Genomic DNA, 21,508 nt, shown 5'->3' with positions numbered 1-21,508 from the left:
GTTTTTTTTAAAGAAAGGATGAAAAATAATGCTATTTCAAGATACTATAGCAGCTATCTCAACACCTATCGGAGTAGGTGGAATTGGAATCATTCGAGTTAGTGGGAGAGATAGTGTTACAATAGTAGATAAAGTCTTTAGAGCTGCTAATAAAAAATTATTGATAGATACACACACTCATACTATTAATTATGGACATATAATTAATGATAATGGTGAAATATTAGATGAAGTACTTGTAATGCTGATGAAGGGGCCTAGGACGTTTACGAGAGAAGATGTAGTTGAAATAAATTGTCATGGTGGCCCTGTGCCTCTTAATACTGTCCTAATGGAACTTATTAAAAATGGTGCAAGACTTGCTGAGAATGGTGAATTTACTAAAAGGGCATTTTTAAATGGACGTATAGATTTAGCACAGGTAGAAGCAATTATGGATATTATTGAGGCTAAGACAGAACTCTCTCTTTCGCAGGCTGTAGGTCAGTTAGAAGGACGTTTATCTAAAAAAATAAGGGAATATCAAGAGAGATTAATACAAGTGATTGCCCGTATAGAAGTATCTATAGACTATCCTGAATATGATCAAGATGAACCTATAACAGATGACTTTGAAATGGAATTAAGAGATTTAGTACAAGAGTTTAATGAGTTACTTGCTACAGCTGATACGGGTAAGATGATTAGGGAAGGTGTGAAAACAGCTATTGTGGGAAGACCTAATGTAGGAAAATCCTCTTTACTAAATGCATTACTTGAAGAAAATAAAGCTATAGTAACAGATATTCCAGGTACAACAAGGGATATTGTGGAGGCGTATCTCAATATAGATGGTATCCCTTTCTTATTATTAGATACCGCAGGGATTAGAGAAACCGAAGATGTGGTTGAAAAAATAGGGGTTGAGAAATCTAAAAGTTCTATTGAAGCAGCAGATATAGTGCTTATGCTAATAGATAGCCATAGTGGGATAACAGATAAAGATATAGAGATTTTAGAACAAGTAAGAGGGAAGAAAATAATTTATGTTTGTACAAAAAATGACTTAGGCAATACTATTTCCCGAGAAATAGTAGAGGAATATTTAAGATATGGTGAAGTAATTAATATTTCTTCTAAGACACAGTATGGATTAGTTGAATTGAAAAATAGTATGAAACAGTTTGTGATAAAAGGAAGTACTTCTATTAATGGAGAGGTGACTTTATCCAACAACAGACAAAAAGAAGCACTTGTTAAAGCTATTAAAAGCTTAAATAAAGTAATTGAGGCAATTGAAATAGGTCTTCCAGAAGATTGCTTAGCAATTGATCTTCATGATGCCTATGGTCATTTAGGGATGATTATAGGAGAAGCATTAAAAGATGAAATAATTAATCAGTTATTTAGTAGATTTTGTTTAGGAAAGTAGGCGATAAATATGGCTTATATTGCAGAAAAAATAGATATTGCAGTAATAGGAGGGGGGCATGCTGGCTCAGAAGCAGCTCTTGCAGCAGCTAGAATGGGCTGTAAGACAATAATGTTTACGATGTCTCTAGATAGCATTGCAATGATGCCTTGTAACCCTAATATAGGAGGGACTTCAAAAGGTCATCTAGTGAGAGAGATTGATGCACTAGGTGGGGAAATGGGAAAGAATATAGATAAAACCTATATTCAATCTCGTATGCTAAATACAGCCAAAGGACCAGCTGTACATTCACTAAGAGCTCAAGCAGATAAGGTGAAATATAGTAAGTCAATGAAGCATGTTTTAGAAAATACCCCTAACTTATCAATAAGGCAACAAGAGATTGTAGATATAAAAATAGAAAACAATAAAGTAAAAGGTGTTATTACTAATACAGGTGCATTTTATGAGTGTAAAGGGATTGTGTTAGCAGGTGGGACTTATATTCGTTCAAGATGTTTAACAGGTGAGTGTATTGAATATACAGGTCCTAATGGATTAAAAACATCTAACGCACTTAGTGAAGCTTTAAAAAATCATAATATAGAGTTAAGAAGATTTAAGACAGGTACACCAGCTCGTGTAGATGCAAGAACGATTGATTTTAGTCAAATGGAACCTCAACATGGTGATGAAGCCATCGTTCCTTTTTCTTTTGAAAATAAAGAACAGGATATTAAAAGAAAGCAGTTTCCTTGCTATTTAGCTTATACAACAGAAGAAACTCACCAAATTATTCGGGATAACTTACATCTTTCACCACTATATGCTGGAGTTATAGAGGGAACAGGTCCTAGATATTGTCCATCTATTGAAGATAAGGTGGTAAGATTTTCAGATAAACCACGTCATCAAATTTTTATTGAACCTGAAGGAGAGGATACAACCGAAATGTACGTTCAAGGGATGAGTTCTTCCTTACCAGAAGAAGTTCAACTTAGGATGTTACGTTCTATTAAAGGAATGGAAAAGGTAGAAGTTATGAGAACAGGTTATGCAATAGAGTATGATTGTATTAATCCACTTCAACTTAAACATTCTCTTGAATTCAAAGAAATAGAAGGCTTCTTTAGTGCTGGACAAATGAATGGAAGTTCAGGTTATGAAGAAGCAGCAGCACAAGGTCTAATAGCTGGTATTAATGCAGTTCTTAAAATTAAAGGTAAAGAACCTTTAGTTATTGACCGATCAGAAGGGTATATAGGTGTCCTAATAGATGACTTAGTAACCAAAGGAACAAAAGAGCCTTATCGTATGATGACATCTCGTGCAGAGTATAGACTTCTTTTAAGACAGGATAACGCAGATTTAAGATTAACTGAAAAAGGTTATGAAGTTGGACTTATAGATCAGGAAAGATATAATAAATTTATTGAAAAACGTATAGCTATTCAAGAAGAGCTTGAAAGATTAAAGACAGTATATGTAGGCACAAGTGAAGCTGTTCAACAAATACTTGAAGCTAAAGGAAGCACACTTCTACGATCTGGAATAGCTTTATCGGAATTATTAAAAAGGCCTGAATTAGAATATAGCGATTTTGCTCAAGTGGATGCCCAAAGACCTAACCTAGAAAGTGATATTATTAATCAAGTTATGATTGAATTAAAATATGAAGGCTATATTTCAAGACAGCTTAAACAAGTTGAACAGTTTAAGCGATTGGAACGTAAACTAATTCCTCAAGATATTAATTACAATGATGTTTCTAGTTTAAGATTAGAGGCTAAACAAAAACTTGAGCAGATTAGACCTGTATCTATAGGACAAGCTTCTCGTATATCAGGAGTATCCCCAGCAGATATTTCTATGTTATTGGTTTATTTAGAACAGAGAAGAAGAGATAAAAAAGATGATGTAGCATCGAAAGAGGATTAAAAGATGAACGAAAGAGAATTATTAGCACAAGGAGCTTTATTACTAGGTATAGAATTAGATCAAAAGCAAATCAATCAATTACTTCGATATAAAGAGCTTCTTTTAGAGTGGAATCAAAAACTAAATCTTACGGCTATTACAGATGATAGAGAGATTATTACAAAACATTTTTTAGATTGCCTAACAGTGAATAAAGCCACAAATATGAAAGATATAAAAACACTGATTGATATAGGAACAGGGGCAGGCTTTCCTGGGTTAGTTATAAAAATAGTATATCCTCATATAGATATTATTTTAGTAGATGCCCTTAATAAGCGCTTAAATTTCTTAAATGAAGTCATAAGAGAGTTAAAATTAGAGAAAATAAGTTGTGTACATTCGAGAGCAGAAGATCTAGGCAAAAAAGAAGAATACAGAGAAGCTTTTGATATGTGTGCATCTAGAGCGGTAGCTAATTTAGCAGTTTTAAGTGAGTACACCCTTCCTTTTGTAAAGCAAGGAGGATACCTTCTTGCTTTAAAGGGGCAAAAGTTAGATGAAGAGCTTGAACAAGGCTCAAAAGCCATTCAAATATTAGGGGGGAAATTAGAAGAGATAGTGGATGCAACTGTTCCTTTTACAGAACTTAATCATCGAATAGCTAAAATTATTAAAGTGAATAAAACAGCTAAAAAATATCCTAGAAAAGCAGGAGAACCTACAAAAAATCCATTAGGTGTATGAAAAGTTTGAATTATTAATAATTTTTGTGCATTATAGTTTTTAGAGGCAATATATGGTATAATTAAGTTTAGCGAAAATCGTTGAATTAGAGGGGAGCAGTAAAAAATGCAAAAAGAATTAAAAATAGAATTAGTTCCTGTTGACCTTGTTAAACCTAATCCATATCAACCTAGGAAAGTATTTTCAGAGACAGCATTACAAGAGCTAGCTAATTCTATTTTAGAGCATGGACTTATGCAACCAATTACTGTGAGAGCCATAGGTAACTTTTATGAATTAATTGCTGGTGAAAGAAGATTAAAAGCATCTAAATTAGCAGGACTCCTAACCATTCCAGCTGTTATTATAGAAGTAACAACTAAAGATAGTGCAGTTCTAGCATTGATAGAGAATTTGCAGAGAGAAAATCTTAATTTCTTAGAAGAAAGTCAAGCCTATTATAATATTATGCAGGATTATGGGTATACTCAACAAGAGTTAGCTAATACTCTTGGTAAAAACCAATCTACTGTTGCCAACAAATTAAGAATTTTAAAGTTATCTTCCATTGTTCAAAAATTATTAGTTGAAAATAATTTAACAGAAAGACATGCTAGAGCTTTATTAAAGCTGCCAAATGAAGAAATGCATTTAGTGGCTTTAGAGAAAATTATAAAACAGGACTTAAATGTTAAGCGAACAGAGCAGCTTATAGAACAGATGTTGGTTGATTTAACAAAAGAAGAGATGATTAAACATAAGTCGAATCAAAAAGTTAAATCATATATAAAAGATATTAGACTTGTGACAAATACCATTACACAGGCCGTAGATATGATCCAAAAGGCCGGGATAGATGCTAAATATACAATGAAAGAACAACAAGATGGTTATGAAATAAGGATTAAGATTCCTATAAACCAATAAAAGGCAGCTAAGTTTATTTAGCTGCTTTTTATAATGGGTAGAGAATGATTAGAGTGAAAGAACCAAGGAAATAATGATTATAAGTGATAAGCAATAAAAGGAACAGATAGAAATCACAACTTGCTATAGTAGTAATAATTATGTACAATATGAATAGATTTGCAAATGAAGGAGAATAGAAAATGAATAATTTCAAGATAGAGATTGCAAAGTTACTTAGTAATAAAATTGATTATTTAAATCAAGATGAGATATATAATATGCTAGAGATTCCAACAAATACTGAAATGGGAGATTTTGCATTTCCATGTTTCAAGTTAGCAAAAGAGCTTAGAAAGGCACCACCTATTATCGCTAAAGAGATTAAGGAAAGTTTAGGAGAGAGTGAAATAGTTGAACGTACTGAGAATGTTAATGCTTATGTAAACTTCTTTTTAAACAAAATGGCTTTAGTAAAGTCTATTTTAAGTGATGTACTAGAACAAAAAGAGTACTATGGCATAAGTCAAACAAAAGAGCTTGGAAATATAGTTATCGATTATTCTTCACCTAATATTGCTAAACCTTTTCATGTAGGTCATCTTCGTTCTACGGTTATAGGTAATAGCTTATATCGTATTTACGAAGCTTTAGGCTATAAATGTGTGGGTGTGAATCATTTAGGGGATTGGGGTACTCAGTTTGGTAAGCTAATAGTGGCCTATAAAAAATACTCTAGTAAAGAAGATGTTGAAGAGAAAGGTATTTCGGAACTTTTAAGAATCTATGTTTTGTTCCATGATGAAGCAAAAAAATATCCAGAAATGGAGCAAGAGGCTAGAGATTATTTTACAAAAATGGAAAATGGTGATGAGGAAGCACTTGCTCTTTGGAACTGGTTTAAAAGTGTTAGCTTAAAAGAATTTGAACGTGTATATGATATGCTAGGTGTTAAGTTTGATAGTTATAACGGTGAGGCTTTCTATAATGATAAAATGAGTGTAGTTGTTAAAGAGCTTGAGGACAAAGGATTAATTGAAATAAGTGAAGGTGCTAAAATAGTTCGTTTAGATGAAGAAAATATGCCTCCATGTTTGATTACAAAAAATGATGGTAGTTCACTCTATGCGACACGTGATATTACAGCAGCTAAATACCGTAAAGAAACGTATGACTTTAAAAAATGTATCATTGTTACTGCTTTGCAGCAAAACTTGCACTTTGCACAATTTTTTAAGGTAATTGAGAAAATGGGATATGAATGGTCAAAAAACCTTGTACATGTGCCATTTGGTATGGTAAGTATGGAAGGAGGAAAGCTCTCTACTCGTTCAGGAAATGTTGTTTTCTTGGAGGATATTCTTAATGAATCAATACAAAAGACTAAGAAAATTATTGAAGAGAAGAATCCAGATTTACTTAATAAAGATGAAATTGCAAAACAAGTAGGTATTGGAGCTGTTATATTTGATGATATGTATAACAATATTATAAAAGATATTCAATTTTCATGGGAACGTGTGTTAAATTTTGATGGAGAGACAGGCCCATACGTACAATATACTCATGCAAGGGCATGTAGTGTACTAAAGAAGGCTAATATTAATTTAAATCAAATTCCTCAATTGGATATAGATTATAGTATTATATCAGACGAAGCATCTATAGGTGTTATTAAAGAACTAGCAGTATTTGAGCAGACAATAAGAGAGGCAGCACATAAGTATGAACCTTCTTATATCGCACGTTATGCAGTAGATTTAGCACAAGCTTTCAATAAATTTTACCATGACAATGCTATTTTAGTAGAAGATCATAAGGTGAGAGATTCTCGACTTGCTATTGTGGTGGCAGTAAAATATGTAATTAAAAATGCATTATTCTTATTAGGGATTGAAGCACCTAGTCAGATGTAAAATAGGTTTAAAATGAGTCATTCTAAAGTATTTAATAGAGAAGGTATATGATAAATAAATCCAGCTCTATAGTTAAGGAATACTTTAGAGAGCTCATTTTATTTTTTTGTTAATATGTTACAATTTAAACTGCAAATTAGATTGAAATTGTATATATAATATATTGATTTAATAAGTAGAGTAGAATAAAATACTAATCATAAACACATAATGTATTTATGTGAAATAGGTAAAATAATATTATTATATTGATGTATAGGGGATTTAAAGATGAATAAAAATGCTGTGTTATTATATAATGCCTATTCTGGACACCAAGAAGTAGTATCAAACTTAGATTACATTACAGCACGCATACAGGATATGGGGTGCAATTTGCAAATTTTTCGTAGTCAGGGAAAAGGTTCAATGGAAAAGTATATAATGGAAAAAATAGACTCTGATACTACTGAAATGATAATTGTTTCAGGAGGAGATGGAACTATTAATGAATGTGTTCAAGGTATGATTAGAAAGAAACTTACTCATATTCCATTAGGTATTTTACCTTTAGGAACTGCTAATGATTTTGCAAATTCTTTAGGAATACCTAGTAAGCTTTCACAAGCCTTAGACATTATAGCAAATAGATATTATGATTTAGTAGATATAGGAAATGTAAATGATAATTATTTTGTGAATGTATGTAACATGGGAGCATTTAGTCAAGTTTCACATGAAGTGGATACAGAACTTAAAAATAAATTTGGTAAATTAGCCTATTATGTAAAAGGTTTTGATGTAATTCAAAATTATCAAGATATGGATCTAGAACTAATTACTGAAGACAAATGCTATAGTGGTAAGTTTTTTTTAGTTCTTATATTTAATGGCAAAGGGGCAGGAGGTTTTATGAAGTTAGCAAAGGATGCTAGTCTTTTTGATGGCCTTTTTGATGTGGTATGTTTTAAAAATTTAGCTTTTCAAGATATGCCTCTTTTATTTTTAAAAGTTTTACAGGGAGAGCATTTTGATAATCCTAATGTTCTTTATTTCCAAACAAAATCATTAACCATTAATAGTCAGCAGAATATACAGTATTGTACGGATGTAGATGGAGAGAAAGGACCTTTACTGCCTTTAAATATATCTGTTATACCACAAGCTATGAAAATATTTATGCCATCTACTTCTAGATAATACTAGTTTAGAAATCTAATTCTATTCAGCACCTTAAGCGTGAAGCATGAGGTGCTTTTTAATGTTCCACGTGAAACATTAAAAGGAATAATAAAAATGTTCCACGTGGAACATTAAAAATAAGACGATTTATTGTTAAAACATTTGAGATTAAGAGGATAAAATGGTTTATATAAAAATATAGATATGATATACTTTTATTAAAAAGGTTTAAAAGGAGAATGTTGATGGGAAAAATAATTGCAGTTGTTAATCAAAAAGGAGGAGTCGGCAAAACAACCACCGTTATAAACTTAGCAGCAGCATTAGTAGAAGCCAATTATAAAGTACTTATTGTTGATATAGATCCTCAAGGAAATGCAACTAGTGGATGTGGACTTCAAAAAAGTCAGCAAGAAACCATATATGATATACTCATTAATGAATCAGATATTAAAAAGGTAATAAAAACCTCACCTAATGAAAAAATAGATATTATTGCTTCCAACATGAATTTAGCAGGAACAGAGGTGGAGTTAGTTAATACTAAAAAAAGAGAGTTCATACTTAAGGAGCAATTGGATAAGGTAAAAGATAAATATGACTATGTATTTATTGATTGTCCACCAGCAGTTAATATACTCACTATTAATGCACTAACGGCGGCTAATACTGTTTTAATTCCTATGCAATGTGAATATTATGCTTTGGAAGGACTGTCACAACTTGTTCAAACTATAGGATTGGTTAAAAAAAGTACAAATCCTAAACTCGTTTTAGAAGGCATACTCTTTACTATGTATGATACACGTACTAATCTATCTAATCAAGTAGTGAAAGAGGTAGAAACTCACTTTAGCAATCATGTTTATAAAACTAAAATAACAAGAAGTGTACGATTAAGTGAAGCTCCAAGTTTTGGGATGTCATGTATTAGTTATGATGGAAGGTCAAAGGGGGCAGAACAGTATAGACAACTTAGTAAAGAGTTTATAGAAAGGAATAGCTAAAAATGAAACAAAGAGGATTAGGAAAAGGATTAAATGCACTTTTATCAGATGAAGCATTAAATGTAGGAGGAGATAATCATGTGGGCGTTCAAATGGTTAATATAAATGATATAGAGACAAATTTTGATCAGCCGCGCAAAAAATTTAATCAAGAAGAACTTCAAGAATTAAGTCTTTCTATAAGACAACATGGTATTTTACAACCTCTTATTGTTAGAAAAAAAGACAATAAATATGAGATTGTAGCAGGTGAAAGACGATATAGGGCAGCTAGAATGGCTGAATTAAATGAAATACCTATTATAGTAAAAGAATTTGATGACAAACAAACATTAGAGATAGCACTTATAGAAAACATCCAGAGACAAGATTTAAACGCAATGGAACTTGCGTGTGCTTATAATTTATTAATGGAAAGATTTGATTTGAATCAAGATGAAGTAGCAGATCGAGTGGGGAAAAGCAGGCCTTCAGTAACTAATATTCTAAGATTAATGAATCTAACACCTTATGCACAAGAAAAATTAAGAGAAAATCTGATTAGTTTTGGCCATGCAAGGGCAATACTTTCAATAAAAGATATAAAGGTTCAAAAGCAACTTGTAGATTATATTATAGGAAAGAAATTAAGTGTACGAGAAACAGAAAAATATGTACAAGGTTTGCTAAACGAAAAGGAAGGTAAAAAAGAGAAAAAAGAAGCTTATAATCCTTTTTATAGGGAGATTCAAGAGAATTTGCAAAAGAGTTTAGGGACAAAAGTAACTATTTCAATGGGGGCAAAAAAAGGAAAAATAGAAATAGAGTATTATTCAGATGATGAATTAGAAAGAATTATTAGCTTAATGCATGTAAATAAATAAAGATAAGAAGGTTAAAAAATGCAACAGATAATGGAAATATTAAATAGCAATATACTTTATATTGTGGCAGGATTAGCGTTAGCAATAGTAATTATGTTTATTATGTTAATTACTTATATGGTAAAATTAAAAAAGATTCAACATCGTTATGAGAAATTTATGTCTAAGGAAGAAGTAGATTTAGAAGAATTACTCGTCCAATATACCAAGAAATTAAATATACTCCTTCAGAATGAAAAGGAAATGATGGATACCATTAAAAAAATAGAAGAAGATATGAAGTTTTGTATAAAAAAAGTAGGAGTAGTAAGATATAATGCTATTGCGCATATGGGAGCAGATTTATCTTTTGCTATTGCCTTATTAGATAGTAAAAACAATGGGTTTGTACTAAATGGAATCTATAGTAGAGATGGCTCTTACACGTATGCAAAACCTCTTCAAGATGGAAAAAGTACTTATAATTTATCTGATGAGGAAAAAGAAGCTATTAATAAAGCCCTTAATCAAAAAAGTATGTAGCCTATAAAGCTACATACTTTTTTATTAAAATATAAAAATTTAAGAGGGTGATAAGATGAATAATCTAAAAAAAGTAGTTAATATCTTTTATAACAAGCAATTTATGTTATTTATCTTAATAGGAGGTATTAACTCAATAGTAACTATAATAGTATCCTATATATATTCTTTACTATTTGAGGAAGTATTTAGCTTTATATTAGGATATACGACAGGAACATTTATTTCTTATATCTTAAACAGCTATATTACCTTTAAAGACGAGCTAGGAATAAAAAAATATGTAAAGTTTTTAATCTCTTGTATACCGAACTTCATTACACAACTAATAATTGTCTGGTTAGTTGTAGAAATATTTAGTTGGCATAAGATGATAGGCTATATACTAGCTGCTGCTATAGGGATGCCCATTACATTTATTCTTTTAAAGTTATATGTATTTATTAAAAAAAATGAGTAGTAGGACTATTTAATATCATCAAGTAAAGATTGAATTTGTTCTAAGTTAATACTCCAACTAATAGTATCTGGATTAATAATAATTCCAGCATAATTTTTGGAGCGTAAGATAAAACGCCAGAGCCATTCAGCAGGGACTGTGAGTGTATGGATAGGAGCCTTATACCAATCTTTAAGAGCTTTATCATCAGTAAAGATAGGTAGAAACACCTCGCGATTTTCATTATAGCAAATAAGAAGTTGAAATTCATCGCCTAGAGTAAGGGTTAAGGTATTATTATGTGATGCAGTATCAGGAATAATAGCTATTAAGTAGCTCATTTTATTAAGATAAGCTCCTAGCACATTTTGAGTTTCTTCTGAAGGTAATTGCAAATAAGCTTCAAGATATTTATAAAAATTTTCATTAGTAAGAGAAGTATTTAGTTCCAAAGAGATAGAGGGAGAAGTAGAGCTTGTATTAGGTTTGTGATGGGGGTTAAGATCATAAAAGTTAGGCATTAAAAAACCTCCTTAGTTAATAGCGATATATAATGATGATAGCACACTTTAATAGCTCTTAAAATAGTCAAATAAAGATTAAATAGTTTATTTATAATAAATCAGGAAGGATTTCATAGCCTTCCTTTTTTAATGCTAAGATAGCAGGATTTATTACATTTTCCTTAACAAGAATATAATCTGTATCGAAAGTAGAAAGAGCAAATAAGCTGATATTTGCTTTACATAAAGTAGTGGTTAAGTCCGATAAAATCCCCACTAATGAGAAGTCAAGGGGGCCTAAAACCTTAAGTATGCGCCAATCTTTTTCATATTGAACATTAGGATAGTCAGTTAAAGCTGAAGAATTGATAACAAATGAAAGTTCATCAGAAGTTTTAGTAAAAGAAAAGAAATGAGAATGCTCAATAAGATATTGTAAATCAGAAAGAGGGTAGTTTTTACACACGGAATAAGAACCCTCAAGAAGTTGTAGGGTAAGTTTAAAGTTTGACATAGGAACCTCCAATAGAAATTTTAATTTATTATAGCATTTAAATTTTAAAAAGAATATTGAAAAATGTATTGACAAGAAAATAAAAAAGAAATATTATTGTATTAGTAGATTAATACATTAACATAATAATACATTGGTAATCAATATAAATCTTATCCTAAAAGAAAAAATTAAAAGATTCTAAGGTTATAGAGATTTTAAAAGGAGGGGAAACAGTGATAACAAGAATGAATTATTCTTCAAATCAAAACTTACTTTTAGATAAAATATTTATAGGATGTATTAAGGATATTAAGTTAGTTGAGGCAAAAAAAGCTATTCAAAAGGTTACAAGCCAGCTTATTGTATCAGGATATAGCAAAGAAGAATTAAGAGAGTGTATAGATATGTTGACAACTAATAATAAGTAAAGGAGAAAAGGTATGGCATGGCAATTTGATAATAGCAAACCTATTTATATTCAATTAGTAGAGGCATTAAAATTACAAATTATTTCAGGCACTATTCCAATAGGAAGTAAACTCATATCTGTAAGAGACATGGCAGAAGAGGCAGGTGTAAACCCCAACACCATGCAAAGAGCACTAGCAGAATTAGAGAGGGAGAATTTAGTCTTTAGTCAAAGAACAACAGGTAGATTTGTGACAGAAGATGAGAATTTAGTAAAAGAGTTAAGAAGAACATTTGCAATGGAGAAAATAAATGAGTTAACTACAACATTATTACAAATGGGCTATAGTAAAAATGAGCTTATTGAGCTCATTCATTCCTATTTAAATAAGGAGGAGTAAATATGGAAACGATATTAGAATTAAAAAATGTGAAAAAATTTTATGGTAAAAAAGAAGCTTTAAAGGAAATCAATTTATCTATTCCAGAAGGAAAAATAATAGGGCTATTAGGACCTAACGGTAGTGGCAAAAGTACGATGATTAAATTGATTAATGGGCTTTTAGAGCCTACAAATGGTGAAGTGTTAATAAGGGGAAACAAACCTGGCATAGAAAGCAAAAAGATTATTGCATACCTACCTGAACGAACGTATCTTAACGATTGGATGAGTGTAGAACAACTTCTAAATTTTTTTCAAGATTTCTATAGTGATTTTGATTATAATAAAGCACTTAATATGCTTCATAGCTTACAGATTAATGAATCGGATAAACTTAAGACTATGTCAAAGGGAACAAAGGAAAAAGTACAACTTATTTTAGTTATGTCAAGAAAGGCTGACTTATATATACTAGATGAGCCTATTGGAGGAGTAGACCCTGCAGCAAGAGACTATATTCTTAAAACGATTATTAAAAATTATTCAGAAACTAGTTCCATTTTATTAGCGACTCATCTAATTCAGGAAATAGAAAACATCTGTGATAATGTTATCTTTTTATCTCAAGGGAAGATTGTATTAGAGGGAAGTGTGGATGAGATTAGAGAGGAAAAAGGTAAATCAATAGATGCTTTATTTAGGGAGGTATTTATATGTTAGGTAAATTATTAAAATATGAAGCAAAAGCAACCGCGAGGACATTCATTCCTATTTATATAGCATTATTAATTGTATCAGCTATTAATAGAGTATTTAGAATGAATAACATTGAAATGGGATTTACTTTAAGTGTTTTAGTGATTGTAGGATTATTTATTGCATTAGGTGTGATTACACTTATTATGATTATTCAGCGTTTCAGCAAAAACTTATTATCAGATGAAGGATATTTGATGTTTACGTTACCTGTAAAAATAAGTGATTTGATTTTGTCAAAACTTATTATTAGCTTTTTATGGACGGTGATAAGTGGAATTGTTGCAATTTTAGCGATCCTCATTTTATTAGGTGATGCAACGTTTTTTAGTCAAATAAAAGAGCTTATTACAGTTGCAAATTGGAACTACTTTTTAGAAGGCATAAGACAAGAGTTTGGAGGAAATCCTATCTTTTTTATTGTGGAAGTACCTATTATATCTCTTTGTATGTATATTAATACAGTATTGATGATTTATTTATCTATATCAGTAGGGCAACTCCCTATATTTAATAAACACAGAGTTCTATTTTCATTTATTACTTATTTTATAATTACTACAGTAGGGCAATGGGCTATTATGATTATAGGAAATATTATAGATTATAGTGGTTTTAGTATATCTAGCAACATGGGACTTAACTTAATAACAATAGGTTGCATAGCAGTTGATATAGCATTATTTATGATTATTAATTTTATCCTTAAAAAGCATCTTAATTTAGAATAAATGAGAGTTTAAGAAGAGTAAGGTTTAAGATATCCTCTTAGAGTGCCGAAATTATTATATGTAGAATATTATAAATTTAGGAACATTTATTAGGGGGATTAGGATGGACATAAAAAAGATTGCTATTGTTTCTGATATTCATGCCCATCAGGGTGCCTTGGAAGCATTTTTAAAATATATAGAGACAGAGAAAGTAGATTTTATATTTAATTTAGGAGATTTTGTAAGTGAGGGAAAAGAACCTTGTCAGGTCTTTGATCAAGTAATGAATAATAGGCGCTTTATAAATATCAGTGGGTTCGATGAAGAAGAATTATTAAATACACTAGAAGATAATAAGAAGAGTGATGGAAAACAGAAACTTAAAAACATATTAGGGGAAAAAAGATTAAAGCGTTTAAAAGAATTACCAAGATATAGGGAAGTAAAAATAGGTAATAAAAGAATGCTTTTCATACATCGAAATGGAGCTAGTCAAATAGCACAACAGGTAGCGCACGGTAAGGAGAAGCAATTAGAGGAATATGATTATATTTTTTATGGTGGAAGTCATAAACAAGAGTTTACCCATATAAAAGATCCTTTTATAAAAAATAAAATCATTGATCCTGGTAGTCTTGCTTCATTAAATGAAGGATTAGGATACTTTGTAGTGATGGACTTAAGCACAAATAATAGAGATCTTATTTTTAAAAACATTGAATTAAAGAAGGAAATTTGTAAATCTAATCAAAAGTCTAAGGAAATATTTATGCACGTTTATCAAGATAAATATAATGCTAGAGGAGAAAAAGTATTACCTCCAGATATTATAGAGGCTATATTAAAAATTGCTGTTAAACAGAGTCGTTTTATTTCTATAGGATGTTGGGATTATGAAAAAAAGTTAATTAAAGAGCTTTTATGGCATTTAAAGTGCCGAGAATTTAAGAAATGTATAAATAGTGGTCAAGAATGGTATATGGGTGAGATTAATGAAGAAGTCATAAAACTTTTAATAGAAAAGAATAGGGATATAGTTAATCGATTTAAATGGTTAGAAGTCTCTTTTTATGATAAATACAATGCCAAAACACCTATTTATAGCATTCACCATTATGGGAGTGAATGTTTTTTAAGAAGGCTTATGGAAGAAGAGCAAAGACAATTAGAAAATCTACTAAAGGAAATGAATATTTCCTATAGTATTGATGCAAATAGAACGATTACTAATAAAAAACAAGAAATCTCATGTAAATAAAATTTATTTATGTGAGATTTCTTGTCAAAAAATTTTGCTTCATGTTGACTTTTCAAGTTGAATATAATAAGATGAAGATTATAATAATGAACTGGATGAAGCTTTACAGAAGAGAGGCCAAATGGTCCACCGAAGGAGTAACACTCTCAGGTACTTTTTAGAAAGTATGACTGTATAGCAGACAGGACTCTGGAGAGACCCAAGTTGTGGGCGCCGAAGGGGCAAAAGCATTTGCTTAATCTCTCAGGCAAAAGGACAGAGACATTTACATAGTTAATCTTCATAGACGTATAGTTTAATTGACTTAATGTATAAGATTAAGGTTATTAAAGTATACATAATCTAGAAGGGTTAGTTAACCTGCCTAGAAGAAGTTACTTGTATTTGCATAGTCTTATAAACTTAGGGAAACTCCTCTTACTTTAATTTTATTAAAAGAAAGGGAGTATTTTTTATGGATTTATTGGCTATTTTAGGAGGAATTAATGATTTTATATGGGGGCCGCCACTCATTATACTTTTAATGGCTACAGGAGTATATCTTACGGTAAGGTTGGGTTTAATACAGATTATTAAACTACCCACAGCATTTAAGCTTATTTTTAAAGCAGAGAATAAAGGAGCAGGAGATATTAATAGTTTTGGTGCACTATGTACAGCACTAGCAGCTACAGTAGGAACAGGTAATATAGTTGGAGTTGCAACCGCTATTGGAGCAGGTGGACCAGGAGCATTGTTTTGGATGTGGTTAGCAGCATTCTTTGGAATGGCAACTAAGTATTCAGAAGGTGTACTAGCTATTAAATACAGGACGAAAGATGCAAATGGTCAAATATCTGGAGGACCTATGTACTATATAGAAAATGGACTAGGTAAAAAGTTTAAACCTTTAGCTGTTTTCTTTGCAATAAGTGGAATTTTGGTAGCACTTTTAGGGATTGGAACTTTTTCACAGGTTAATGCGATTACTTCAAGTATTCAATCTACAGTTGGATTAGATGGACGTATTACAAGTTTAGTAATGGCTGTATTAGTAGCTATCATTGTATTTGGGGGGATCAAGAGTATATCTAAAGTAGCAGAGAAGGTTGTTCCCTTTATGGCAATTGTTTATATTATCTTTTCAGTTATTATTATTGGTGCACATTATGAAGCTATTATTCCAGCTTTTAACTCAGTTTTTAAAGGGGCTTTTTCGGCAAGTGCTGCTATCGGAGGATTTGCAGGAGCAACAGTGGCTAAAGCAATTCAATCAGGTATTGCAAGAGGTATCTTTTCTAATGAATCAGGTTTGGGAAGTGCCCCTATTGCAGCAGCAGCAGCTAAGACAGAATGGCCAGCTGAGCAAGGGCTTATTTCTATGACTGGAACTTTTATTGATACGATTATTATTTGCACACTCACAGGTTTAAGTATTATTGTAACTGGAGCATGGTGCGATGGAACTAAAGGTGCAGTAGTAACGCAACAAGCCTTTGCAAGTGTTATGCCTACGCTTGGACCTATTTTAGTAACTTTTTGTCTTGTGCTTTTTGCCTTTACAACCATTTTAGGCTGGTGCTATTATGGGGAAAGATGTCTAGAATATTTAGCAGGTGTAAAAGTTATTACTGGGTATAGAATGCTCTTTACTCTAATGATTGCATTAGGAGGATTTTTAGAACTAGATGTGATCTGGAGTTTAGCAGATATTGTAAATGGGCTTATGGCATTTCCTAACCTAGTAGCATTATTAGGACTATCTGGTGTAGTAATAAATGAAACAAAAAAATATATGAAACATATAGAAAAAAATCAATAAAACATATAAAAGGAGGGAAAGTTCCTACAAAAGAGCTTTCCCCCTTTAGGTATAAAAAATAAGATAAAGCAGTAATGACTTCAAAATAAAGAAGTTATTACTGCTTTTAGTTCCCAAAAAATGTAAAACATGTTATTATATTTATAATAAATAATTTAAAGAATATTTAATCTGAATAGAGTTTTCCAGATTATCTTTGTTTGAATAAAGTTCAGATAGGATAAGTAGGTCTACAAATACTTAGACAAAAGGGGAGGATAACATGCCTAGAAAAAAAGAGATTGATAAAAGAGAGATACTAAAAACAGTAGAAGGACAATTTAGCGTAGAGGAAAGCTATTTTTCTTTAGATATGAAAAAGATAGCTAAGATGTGCGATATGTCTATAGGGACACTTTATAAATACTATCCTACAAAGGATGATTTAGTAAATGATTTACTTATAAGGCAGTTAAAGAAGGAATTAGCTTATACGGATATCCTAAGAGGAAGATATGAAGAGGTGAGTAGAGCGCTTTCACTTTTACAAAATAATATTTATTTATCTAGCCAGTATTATGAAGGTGCAATATTTTATGTTTATTTAAAAGATCGGTTTTCTAAATTTGGAGAGTACTTTAATGAATTGTATAAATATGTTTATATGCTACTTAATGAAGCAGGGGGAAAAGGACAAATAAAAAGGAATATAGATAAAAAAGAAATAAGTCATCTTATTGTATGGAATATTTTAATAGGGTGTTTACCCCATACAACAAAGGAGCAGGCAACAAAGCATTATTTAACCTTTATAGATAGCCTTGGTATATTTCAAAGTCAGCAAGAGGCAATAGCTGTATAAATAAAAAAGGTACTAAGCTACTTAAGCCAAGCAAATGGTAAGTAGAGTTTAGTACCTTTTTAGTTTTAACCCATTATTCAAACAGAGTTCAAGGTGATAAATTTGAAATCAGCAACAGGATAGGAGATGTGCCTTTACCACCTAGATTGACAAGTAAAATTAAGAAGTGCTATACTAGAAAAAGCAATCGATTGCAAAAAAAGAGGATTGGTGGAGATATGGTTGATATATTAATAAGGGCAATGCTATTTATTATAATAATTATAATAGGATATGGACTTAAGAGAGTAGGTATTTTTAAGAAAGAAGATTTTAGTACTATTTCAAAAATAGTATTGAATCTAACCCTACCTTGTGCGATTATAGTAAATTTTTCAAATCTAGTAATGGAAAAGAGTTTAATGATTATGATTGTTATTGGATTTTTATGTAATGTTATATTAATAGTAGTAGGCTATATATTAGCAATAGGAAAAAGTAATGAAGAGAGATCATTTAATATGATAAATTTAGGTGGATATAACATAGGAAGCTTTACAATTCCCTTTGCTCAAGCCTTTTTAGGTCCAGTAGGAATAGTAGCAATATGCCTGTTTGATGCAGGAAATGCTATTATGGCTACCGGGGGAACTTATGCTGTAGCGTCTTCATTAGATAAAAGTAATGGAGAAAAAATGACCATAAGCGCTATATTAAAAAAACTTATGAGTTCTCCACCTTTAGTATGTTATATAGTGATGCTTATACTTGCTTTTTTAAAGAAGGATCTTCCCACACCCGTATTAGATTTAGTAGGATTAATTGGAGCTGCTAATGCATTTTTGTCAATGTTTATGATAGGAATAGGATTTCAACTTAATTTTAAAAAGAGCCAAGTGATACAAAGTACTAAGATTATACTATCTAGATATATAGTAGCAGCAATATTAGCAGTAATAGTATATAATGTTTTGCCATTTGACATGGAGATACGTAAGGCAATAGTATTGGTAGTTTTTAGCCCTATTTCAGCTGTTAGTACAGCATTTACAGAAAAAATAGGAGGAGATATAGGCCTTTCAAGCACGATTAATTCATTATCTATTATTATGGGCTTAGTATTTATTACAAGTATACTAGTATTAATATAGAAAAAAATGGTATTATAATGTAATAGAATTTAATTAATTTACTTATACCATAAGTAGTATTTATAGATGAGATAGGATATTACTTATATAGGAAAGGAGGAGCGTATGACTATTTATGATATAGCAGAAAAAGCTGGAGTATCAGCTAGTACTGTATCTAGGATTATTAATAATAAGCCTGGAGTCAAAGCAGAAACTAGAGAAAAAATCAAAAAATTATTAGAAGAATATAATTATACTCCAGATGAAAATGCAAGAGGATTAGTAAAAAAGGCAACAAAACTTATTGGAATATTATTGGCAGATATTAGAAATGACCACCATTCAGCCTTAGCATATGTTGTAGAAAGAAAGTTAAGGGAGTATGGTTATTGCAGTATTATATTGAATGCAGGATATGAGCCTGAAATGATGGTAGAAAGTATACAAGTTTTAGAACAGAGAAAGGTAGAGGGGATTATTTTAGTTGGCTCTACTTTTCAAAATGCTGTAGTTGAAAAAAAATTAAAGGAAAGCATGCTCAATATTCCAGTTGTATTAGCCAACGGACATTTAGATTTACCAAACGTATATGGGATATTGGTGGATGAAATAAGTGGAGTAAGGCAGTTAGTAGAACTTTTATATGCTAAAGGGAAAAGGAATATTGCCTTTATTGCAAGCTTAGGGACGTTAAGTAGTTATAGAAAGCTACAGGGTTATGAAGAAGGTTTAAAAAAATACAATCTTCTAGAACAAAAAGTTATAATTGAAGTAGGGATGGAAAAAGAAGCAGGTTATACAGGTTGCAAAAAATTACTGGAAAGATATCCTTATATAGACGGTATAATTTGTGCTGAGGATTTAATGGCAGTAGGTGCAATACGTTTTTTAAATGAGTCAAATATTAAGATTCCAGAGCAGATAGCCGTATCAGGTATCAATAATTCAATATATGGAGAAAGCTGCTATCCAAGTATTACAACATTAGATAATAAGATGCCAGAAACAGGATTAATGGCAGCAGAAACGTTAATAGAAAGCCTTAATGGAATAGATAGACCTCATAAGATTATGTTATTTCCTACCATTATTGAAAGAGAAAGCACATAATATATTGTATAGCAAGCGATTGCAAAGAAAAGATTATAAAATAGAAATAAGATAGTATAAGTTAATTTTAAAAGCAAGATAAAAGCATAATATATAAAAAAAATATAATAGAAAAACTAAAAATAAGCTTTAAAATTTGTTTTATATGCACAAATTTTAAAGCTTATTTTTGTTGTTTAATAATAATTTACAAAGATTGCATTTTGCAATCGATTGTGATAATATAGTATTACAATCGATTGCAAAACAAGGAGGATATTTGAGTGAGGGTTCCATATGAAATGATGTTAAAGGAATTTCAAAGAGTTTTAATAAAAAAAGGTGTGGATGAAAAAACAGCTTTTGATGCAGCTACAAACTTTGCTCAAACAAGTTTGGATGGGGTGTACTCTCACGGGATAAATAGGTTTGCAAGAGTGATCTCTTATATTGATAAGGGTGCTATTGACCCAAAGGCCCAGCCAGTATGTGAAATGAAATGTGGAACGATGGAGAGATGGAATGGTAATCTTGCCCTAGGAAATACAAATGCTTTAAAAGCTATGGACAGGGCATGTGAATTAGCCAAGGAGTACGGTGTGGGAATTGTAGCACTTAGAAATACCAATCATTGGATGCGAGGAGGTGCTTTTGGCAGACAAGCAGCAGATAATGGATGTATTGGAATATGTTGGACAAACACTATGCCCAATATGCCAGCATATGGTGCAAAGGATAGAAGATTAGGAAACAACCCTTTTATTATGGCAGTTCCAAGGAGTAATGGAGAGCATGTAGTCATTGACTGTGCACTTTCTCAATTTTCTTATGGCAAGATTGAAGAACATAGGTTAAAGGGAAAACCGCTTCCAGTACCTGGAGGATATGATTCAGAAGATAATCTTACCACAGATGCTGCTGAAATTGAAAAGACATGGAGAGTACTTCCAATTGGTTTTTGGAAAGGAAGTGGTTTATCCATTGTACTAGATATGGTTGCAGCTATTTTATCAGGAGGCAATGCGGTAGGAGATATTGGAAAGAATGTAGGAGAAGAAGTAGGCTTATCCCAAGTTCTGATGGCTATTGATCCAACAAAGTTAAGCAGCACAACAGAAATAGATGCTATAGTTGATAAAATTGTAGAGGATATAAAAGGGTCAGAGCCAATAAAAGAAAATGGTGTTATTTCTTATCCTGGAGAATCTTCATTAAGAACAAGAAAAGATAATTTAGAAAATGGGATTCCAGTTATAGAAGAAATTTGGAATTCAATTCAAAAAATGTAGGCAGAGGAGA

General features: G+C 31.2%; 22 protein-coding genes and 1 riboswitch. Of the genes, 20 read left to right on the top strand and 2 right to left on the bottom strand.

The window, feature by feature from the left end:
* Nucleotides 1-28: 28 nt before the first annotated feature.
* The 10 genes from mnmE (at nt 29) to CS063_RS09930 (ending at nt 10,871) form a co-directional block, all read left to right on the top strand.
* Nucleotides 29-1,411 (top strand): tRNA uridine-5-carboxymethylaminomethyl(34) synthesis GTPase MnmE, encoded by a 1,383-nt coding sequence (gene mnmE / locus CS063_RS09975; protein WP_099449559.1) that lies wholly within the window; start codon nt 29-31, stop codon nt 1,409-1,411.
* Nucleotides 1,412-1,420: 9 nt separating this feature from the next.
* On the top strand, nt 1,421-3,331 hold the full coding sequence (gene mnmG, locus CS063_RS09970) for a tRNA uridine-5-carboxymethylaminomethyl(34) synthesis enzyme MnmG (protein ID WP_099449558.1): 1,911 nt from the start codon (nt 1,421-1,423) through the stop codon (nt 3,329-3,331).
* Nucleotides 3,332-3,334: 3 nt separating this feature from the next.
* Complete coding sequence (gene rsmG, locus CS063_RS09965; RefSeq protein WP_099449557.1) at nt 3,335-4,057, top strand: 16S rRNA (guanine(527)-N(7))-methyltransferase RsmG; 723 nt, start codon at nt 3,335-3,337, stop codon at nt 4,055-4,057.
* A gap of 105 nt (nt 4,058-4,162) precedes the next feature.
* Nucleotides 4,163-4,963: a nucleoid occlusion protein gene (gene noc, locus CS063_RS09960; protein WP_099449556.1), complete on the top strand. Its 801-nt coding sequence runs from the start codon at nt 4,163-4,165 to the stop codon at nt 4,961-4,963.
* 182 nt (nt 4,964-5,145) lie between these two features.
* Nucleotides 5,146-6,858, top strand: a complete 1,713-nt coding sequence (gene argS / locus CS063_RS09955) for an arginine--tRNA ligase (RefSeq protein WP_099449555.1) — start codon at nt 5,146-5,148, stop codon at nt 6,856-6,858.
* Nucleotides 6,859-7,128: 270 nt separating this feature from the next.
* Complete coding sequence (locus CS063_RS09950) at nt 7,129-8,037, top strand: diacylglycerol/lipid kinase family protein (protein ID WP_099449554.1); 909 nt, start codon at nt 7,129-7,131, stop codon at nt 8,035-8,037.
* 227 nt (nt 8,038-8,264) lie between these two features.
* Nucleotides 8,265-9,026, top strand: coding sequence for a ParA family protein (locus CS063_RS09945; protein ID WP_099449553.1), 762 nt, complete (start codon nt 8,265-8,267; stop codon nt 9,024-9,026).
* A 2-nt stretch (nt 9,027-9,028) separates the two neighbouring features.
* Entirely contained in the window at nt 9,029-9,889 is an 861-nt protein-coding gene (locus CS063_RS09940) for a ParB/RepB/Spo0J family partition protein (protein ID WP_099449552.1), read from the top strand.
* A gap of 18 nt (nt 9,890-9,907) precedes the next feature.
* Nucleotides 9,908-10,411 (top strand): DUF4446 family protein, encoded by a 504-nt coding sequence (locus CS063_RS09935; RefSeq protein ID WP_099449551.1) that lies wholly within the window; start codon nt 9,908-9,910, stop codon nt 10,409-10,411.
* A gap of 55 nt (nt 10,412-10,466) precedes the next feature.
* Entirely contained in the window at nt 10,467-10,871 is a 405-nt protein-coding gene (locus CS063_RS09930; RefSeq protein ID WP_099449550.1) for a GtrA family protein, read from the top strand.
* Between the two features lie 5 nt (nt 10,872-10,876).
* On the opposite strand, the gene CS063_RS09925 is transcribed toward CS063_RS09930, so the two are convergent.
* Together CS063_RS09925 and CS063_RS09920 are read right to left on the bottom strand one after the other, a co-directional pair.
* On the bottom strand, nt 10,877-11,371 hold the full coding sequence (locus CS063_RS09925) for an SseB family protein (protein ID WP_099449549.1): 495 nt from the start codon (nt 11,369-11,371) through the stop codon (nt 10,877-10,879).
* Between the two features lie 91 nt (nt 11,372-11,462).
* Nucleotides 11,463-11,867 (bottom strand): ACT domain-containing protein, encoded by a 405-nt coding sequence (locus tag CS063_RS09920; protein ID WP_099449548.1) that lies wholly within the window; start codon nt 11,865-11,867, stop codon nt 11,463-11,465.
* A 215-nt stretch (nt 11,868-12,082) separates the two neighbouring features.
* Between CS063_RS09920 and CS063_RS09915 the strand changes: the two genes are divergently transcribed.
* The 10 genes from CS063_RS09915 (at nt 12,083) to yiaK (ending at nt 21,498) form a co-directional block, all read left to right on the top strand.
* On the top strand, nt 12,083-12,277 hold the full coding sequence (locus tag CS063_RS09915) for a hypothetical protein (RefSeq protein WP_099449547.1): 195 nt from the start codon (nt 12,083-12,085) through the stop codon (nt 12,275-12,277).
* A gap of 12 nt (nt 12,278-12,289) precedes the next feature.
* Nucleotides 12,290-12,658: a GntR family transcriptional regulator gene (locus CS063_RS09910; RefSeq protein ID WP_099449546.1), complete on the top strand. Its 369-nt coding sequence runs from the start codon at nt 12,290-12,292 to the stop codon at nt 12,656-12,658.
* Between the two features lie 2 nt (nt 12,659-12,660).
* Nucleotides 12,661-13,359: an ABC transporter ATP-binding protein gene (locus tag CS063_RS09905; RefSeq protein WP_099449545.1), complete on the top strand. Its 699-nt coding sequence runs from the start codon at nt 12,661-12,663 to the stop codon at nt 13,357-13,359.
* The gene (locus CS063_RS09900) at nt 13,353-14,126 is read left to right on the top strand and encodes an ABC transporter permease (RefSeq protein ID WP_099449544.1); all 774 of its coding nucleotides are present in this window, start codon (nt 13,353-13,355) and stop codon (nt 14,124-14,126) included. The genes CS063_RS09905 and CS063_RS09900 overlap by 7 nt, the downstream gene beginning before the upstream one ends.
* 103 nt (nt 14,127-14,229) lie before the next feature.
* Complete coding sequence (locus tag CS063_RS09895) at nt 14,230-15,366, top strand: metallophosphoesterase family protein (protein ID WP_099449543.1); 1,137 nt, start codon at nt 14,230-14,232, stop codon at nt 15,364-15,366.
* A 179-nt stretch (nt 15,367-15,545) separates the two neighbouring features.
* Nucleotides 15,546-15,635, top strand: a riboswitch (glycine riboswitch).
* A 185-nt stretch (nt 15,636-15,820) separates the two neighbouring features.
* Nucleotides 15,821-17,167 carry an alanine/glycine:cation symporter family protein gene (locus CS063_RS09890; protein ID WP_099449542.1) on the top strand — a complete coding sequence of 449 codons (1,347 nt, stop codon included), beginning with the start codon at nt 15,821-15,823 and terminating at the stop codon, nt 17,165-17,167.
* Between the two features lie 262 nt (nt 17,168-17,429).
* On the top strand, nt 17,430-18,008 hold the full coding sequence (locus CS063_RS09885; RefSeq protein WP_099449541.1) for a TetR/AcrR family transcriptional regulator: 579 nt from the start codon (nt 17,430-17,432) through the stop codon (nt 18,006-18,008).
* A gap of 218 nt (nt 18,009-18,226) precedes the next feature.
* Entirely contained in the window at nt 18,227-19,138 is a 912-nt protein-coding gene (locus CS063_RS09880; protein WP_308415478.1) for an AEC family transporter, read from the top strand.
* A gap of 105 nt (nt 19,139-19,243) precedes the next feature.
* Entirely contained in the window at nt 19,244-20,230 is a 987-nt protein-coding gene (locus CS063_RS09875) for a LacI family DNA-binding transcriptional regulator (protein ID WP_099449540.1), read from the top strand.
* 263 nt (nt 20,231-20,493) lie between these two features.
* Entirely contained in the window at nt 20,494-21,498 is a 1,005-nt protein-coding gene (gene yiaK / locus CS063_RS09870; protein WP_099449539.1) for a 3-dehydro-L-gulonate 2-dehydrogenase, read from the top strand.
* Nucleotides 21,499-21,508 lie beyond the last annotated feature (10 nt).

Source organism: Sporanaerobium hydrogeniformans, from assembly GCF_002735925.1.
In the GTDB taxonomy this organism is placed as follows: domain Bacteria; phylum Bacillota; class Clostridia; order Lachnospirales; family Cellulosilyticaceae; genus Sporanaerobium; species Sporanaerobium hydrogeniformans.
Note: the sequence above shows the minus strand (reverse complement) of the source record. Positions and strands in the feature narration are given on the sequence as shown.

Coding starts and splice junctions, on each gene's coding strand:
- mnmE (WP_099449559.1), top strand. CDS start 29: ATGCTATTTCAAGATACTATAGCAGCTATCTCAACACCTATCGGAGTA.
- mnmG (WP_099449558.1), top strand. CDS start 1,421: ATGGCTTATATTGCAGAAAAAATAGATATTGCAGTAATAGGAGGGGGG.
- rsmG (WP_099449557.1), top strand. CDS start 3,335: ATGAACGAAAGAGAATTATTAGCACAAGGAGCTTTATTACTAGGTATA.
- noc (WP_099449556.1), top strand. CDS start 4,163: ATGCAAAAAGAATTAAAAATAGAATTAGTTCCTGTTGACCTTGTTAAA.
- argS (WP_099449555.1), top strand. CDS start 5,146: ATGAATAATTTCAAGATAGAGATTGCAAAGTTACTTAGTAATAAAATT.
- CS063_RS09950 (WP_099449554.1), top strand. CDS start 7,129: ATGAATAAAAATGCTGTGTTATTATATAATGCCTATTCTGGACACCAA.
- CS063_RS09945 (WP_099449553.1), top strand. CDS start 8,265: ATGGGAAAAATAATTGCAGTTGTTAATCAAAAAGGAGGAGTCGGCAAA.
- CS063_RS09940 (WP_099449552.1), top strand. CDS start 9,029: ATGAAACAAAGAGGATTAGGAAAAGGATTAAATGCACTTTTATCAGAT.
- CS063_RS09935 (WP_099449551.1), top strand. CDS start 9,908: ATGCAACAGATAATGGAAATATTAAATAGCAATATACTTTATATTGTG.
- CS063_RS09930 (WP_099449550.1), top strand. CDS start 10,467: ATGAATAATCTAAAAAAAGTAGTTAATATCTTTTATAACAAGCAATTT.
- CS063_RS09925 (WP_099449549.1), bottom strand. CDS start 11,371: ATGCCTAACTTTTATGATCTTAACCCCCATCACAAACCTAATACAAGC.
- CS063_RS09920 (WP_099449548.1), bottom strand. CDS start 11,867: ATGTCAAACTTTAAACTTACCCTACAACTTCTTGAGGGTTCTTATTCC.
- CS063_RS09910 (WP_099449546.1), top strand. CDS start 12,290: ATGGCATGGCAATTTGATAATAGCAAACCTATTTATATTCAATTAGTA.
- CS063_RS09905 (WP_099449545.1), top strand. CDS start 12,661: ATGGAAACGATATTAGAATTAAAAAATGTGAAAAAATTTTATGGTAAA.
- CS063_RS09900 (WP_099449544.1), top strand. CDS start 13,353: ATGTTAGGTAAATTATTAAAATATGAAGCAAAAGCAACCGCGAGGACA.
- CS063_RS09895 (WP_099449543.1), top strand. CDS start 14,230: ATGGACATAAAAAAGATTGCTATTGTTTCTGATATTCATGCCCATCAG.
- CS063_RS09890 (WP_099449542.1), top strand. CDS start 15,821: ATGGATTTATTGGCTATTTTAGGAGGAATTAATGATTTTATATGGGGG.
- CS063_RS09885 (WP_099449541.1), top strand. CDS start 17,430: ATGCCTAGAAAAAAAGAGATTGATAAAAGAGAGATACTAAAAACAGTA.
- CS063_RS09880 (WP_308415478.1), top strand. CDS start 18,227: ATGGTTGATATATTAATAAGGGCAATGCTATTTATTATAATAATTATA.
- CS063_RS09875 (WP_099449540.1), top strand. CDS start 19,244: ATGACTATTTATGATATAGCAGAAAAAGCTGGAGTATCAGCTAGTACT.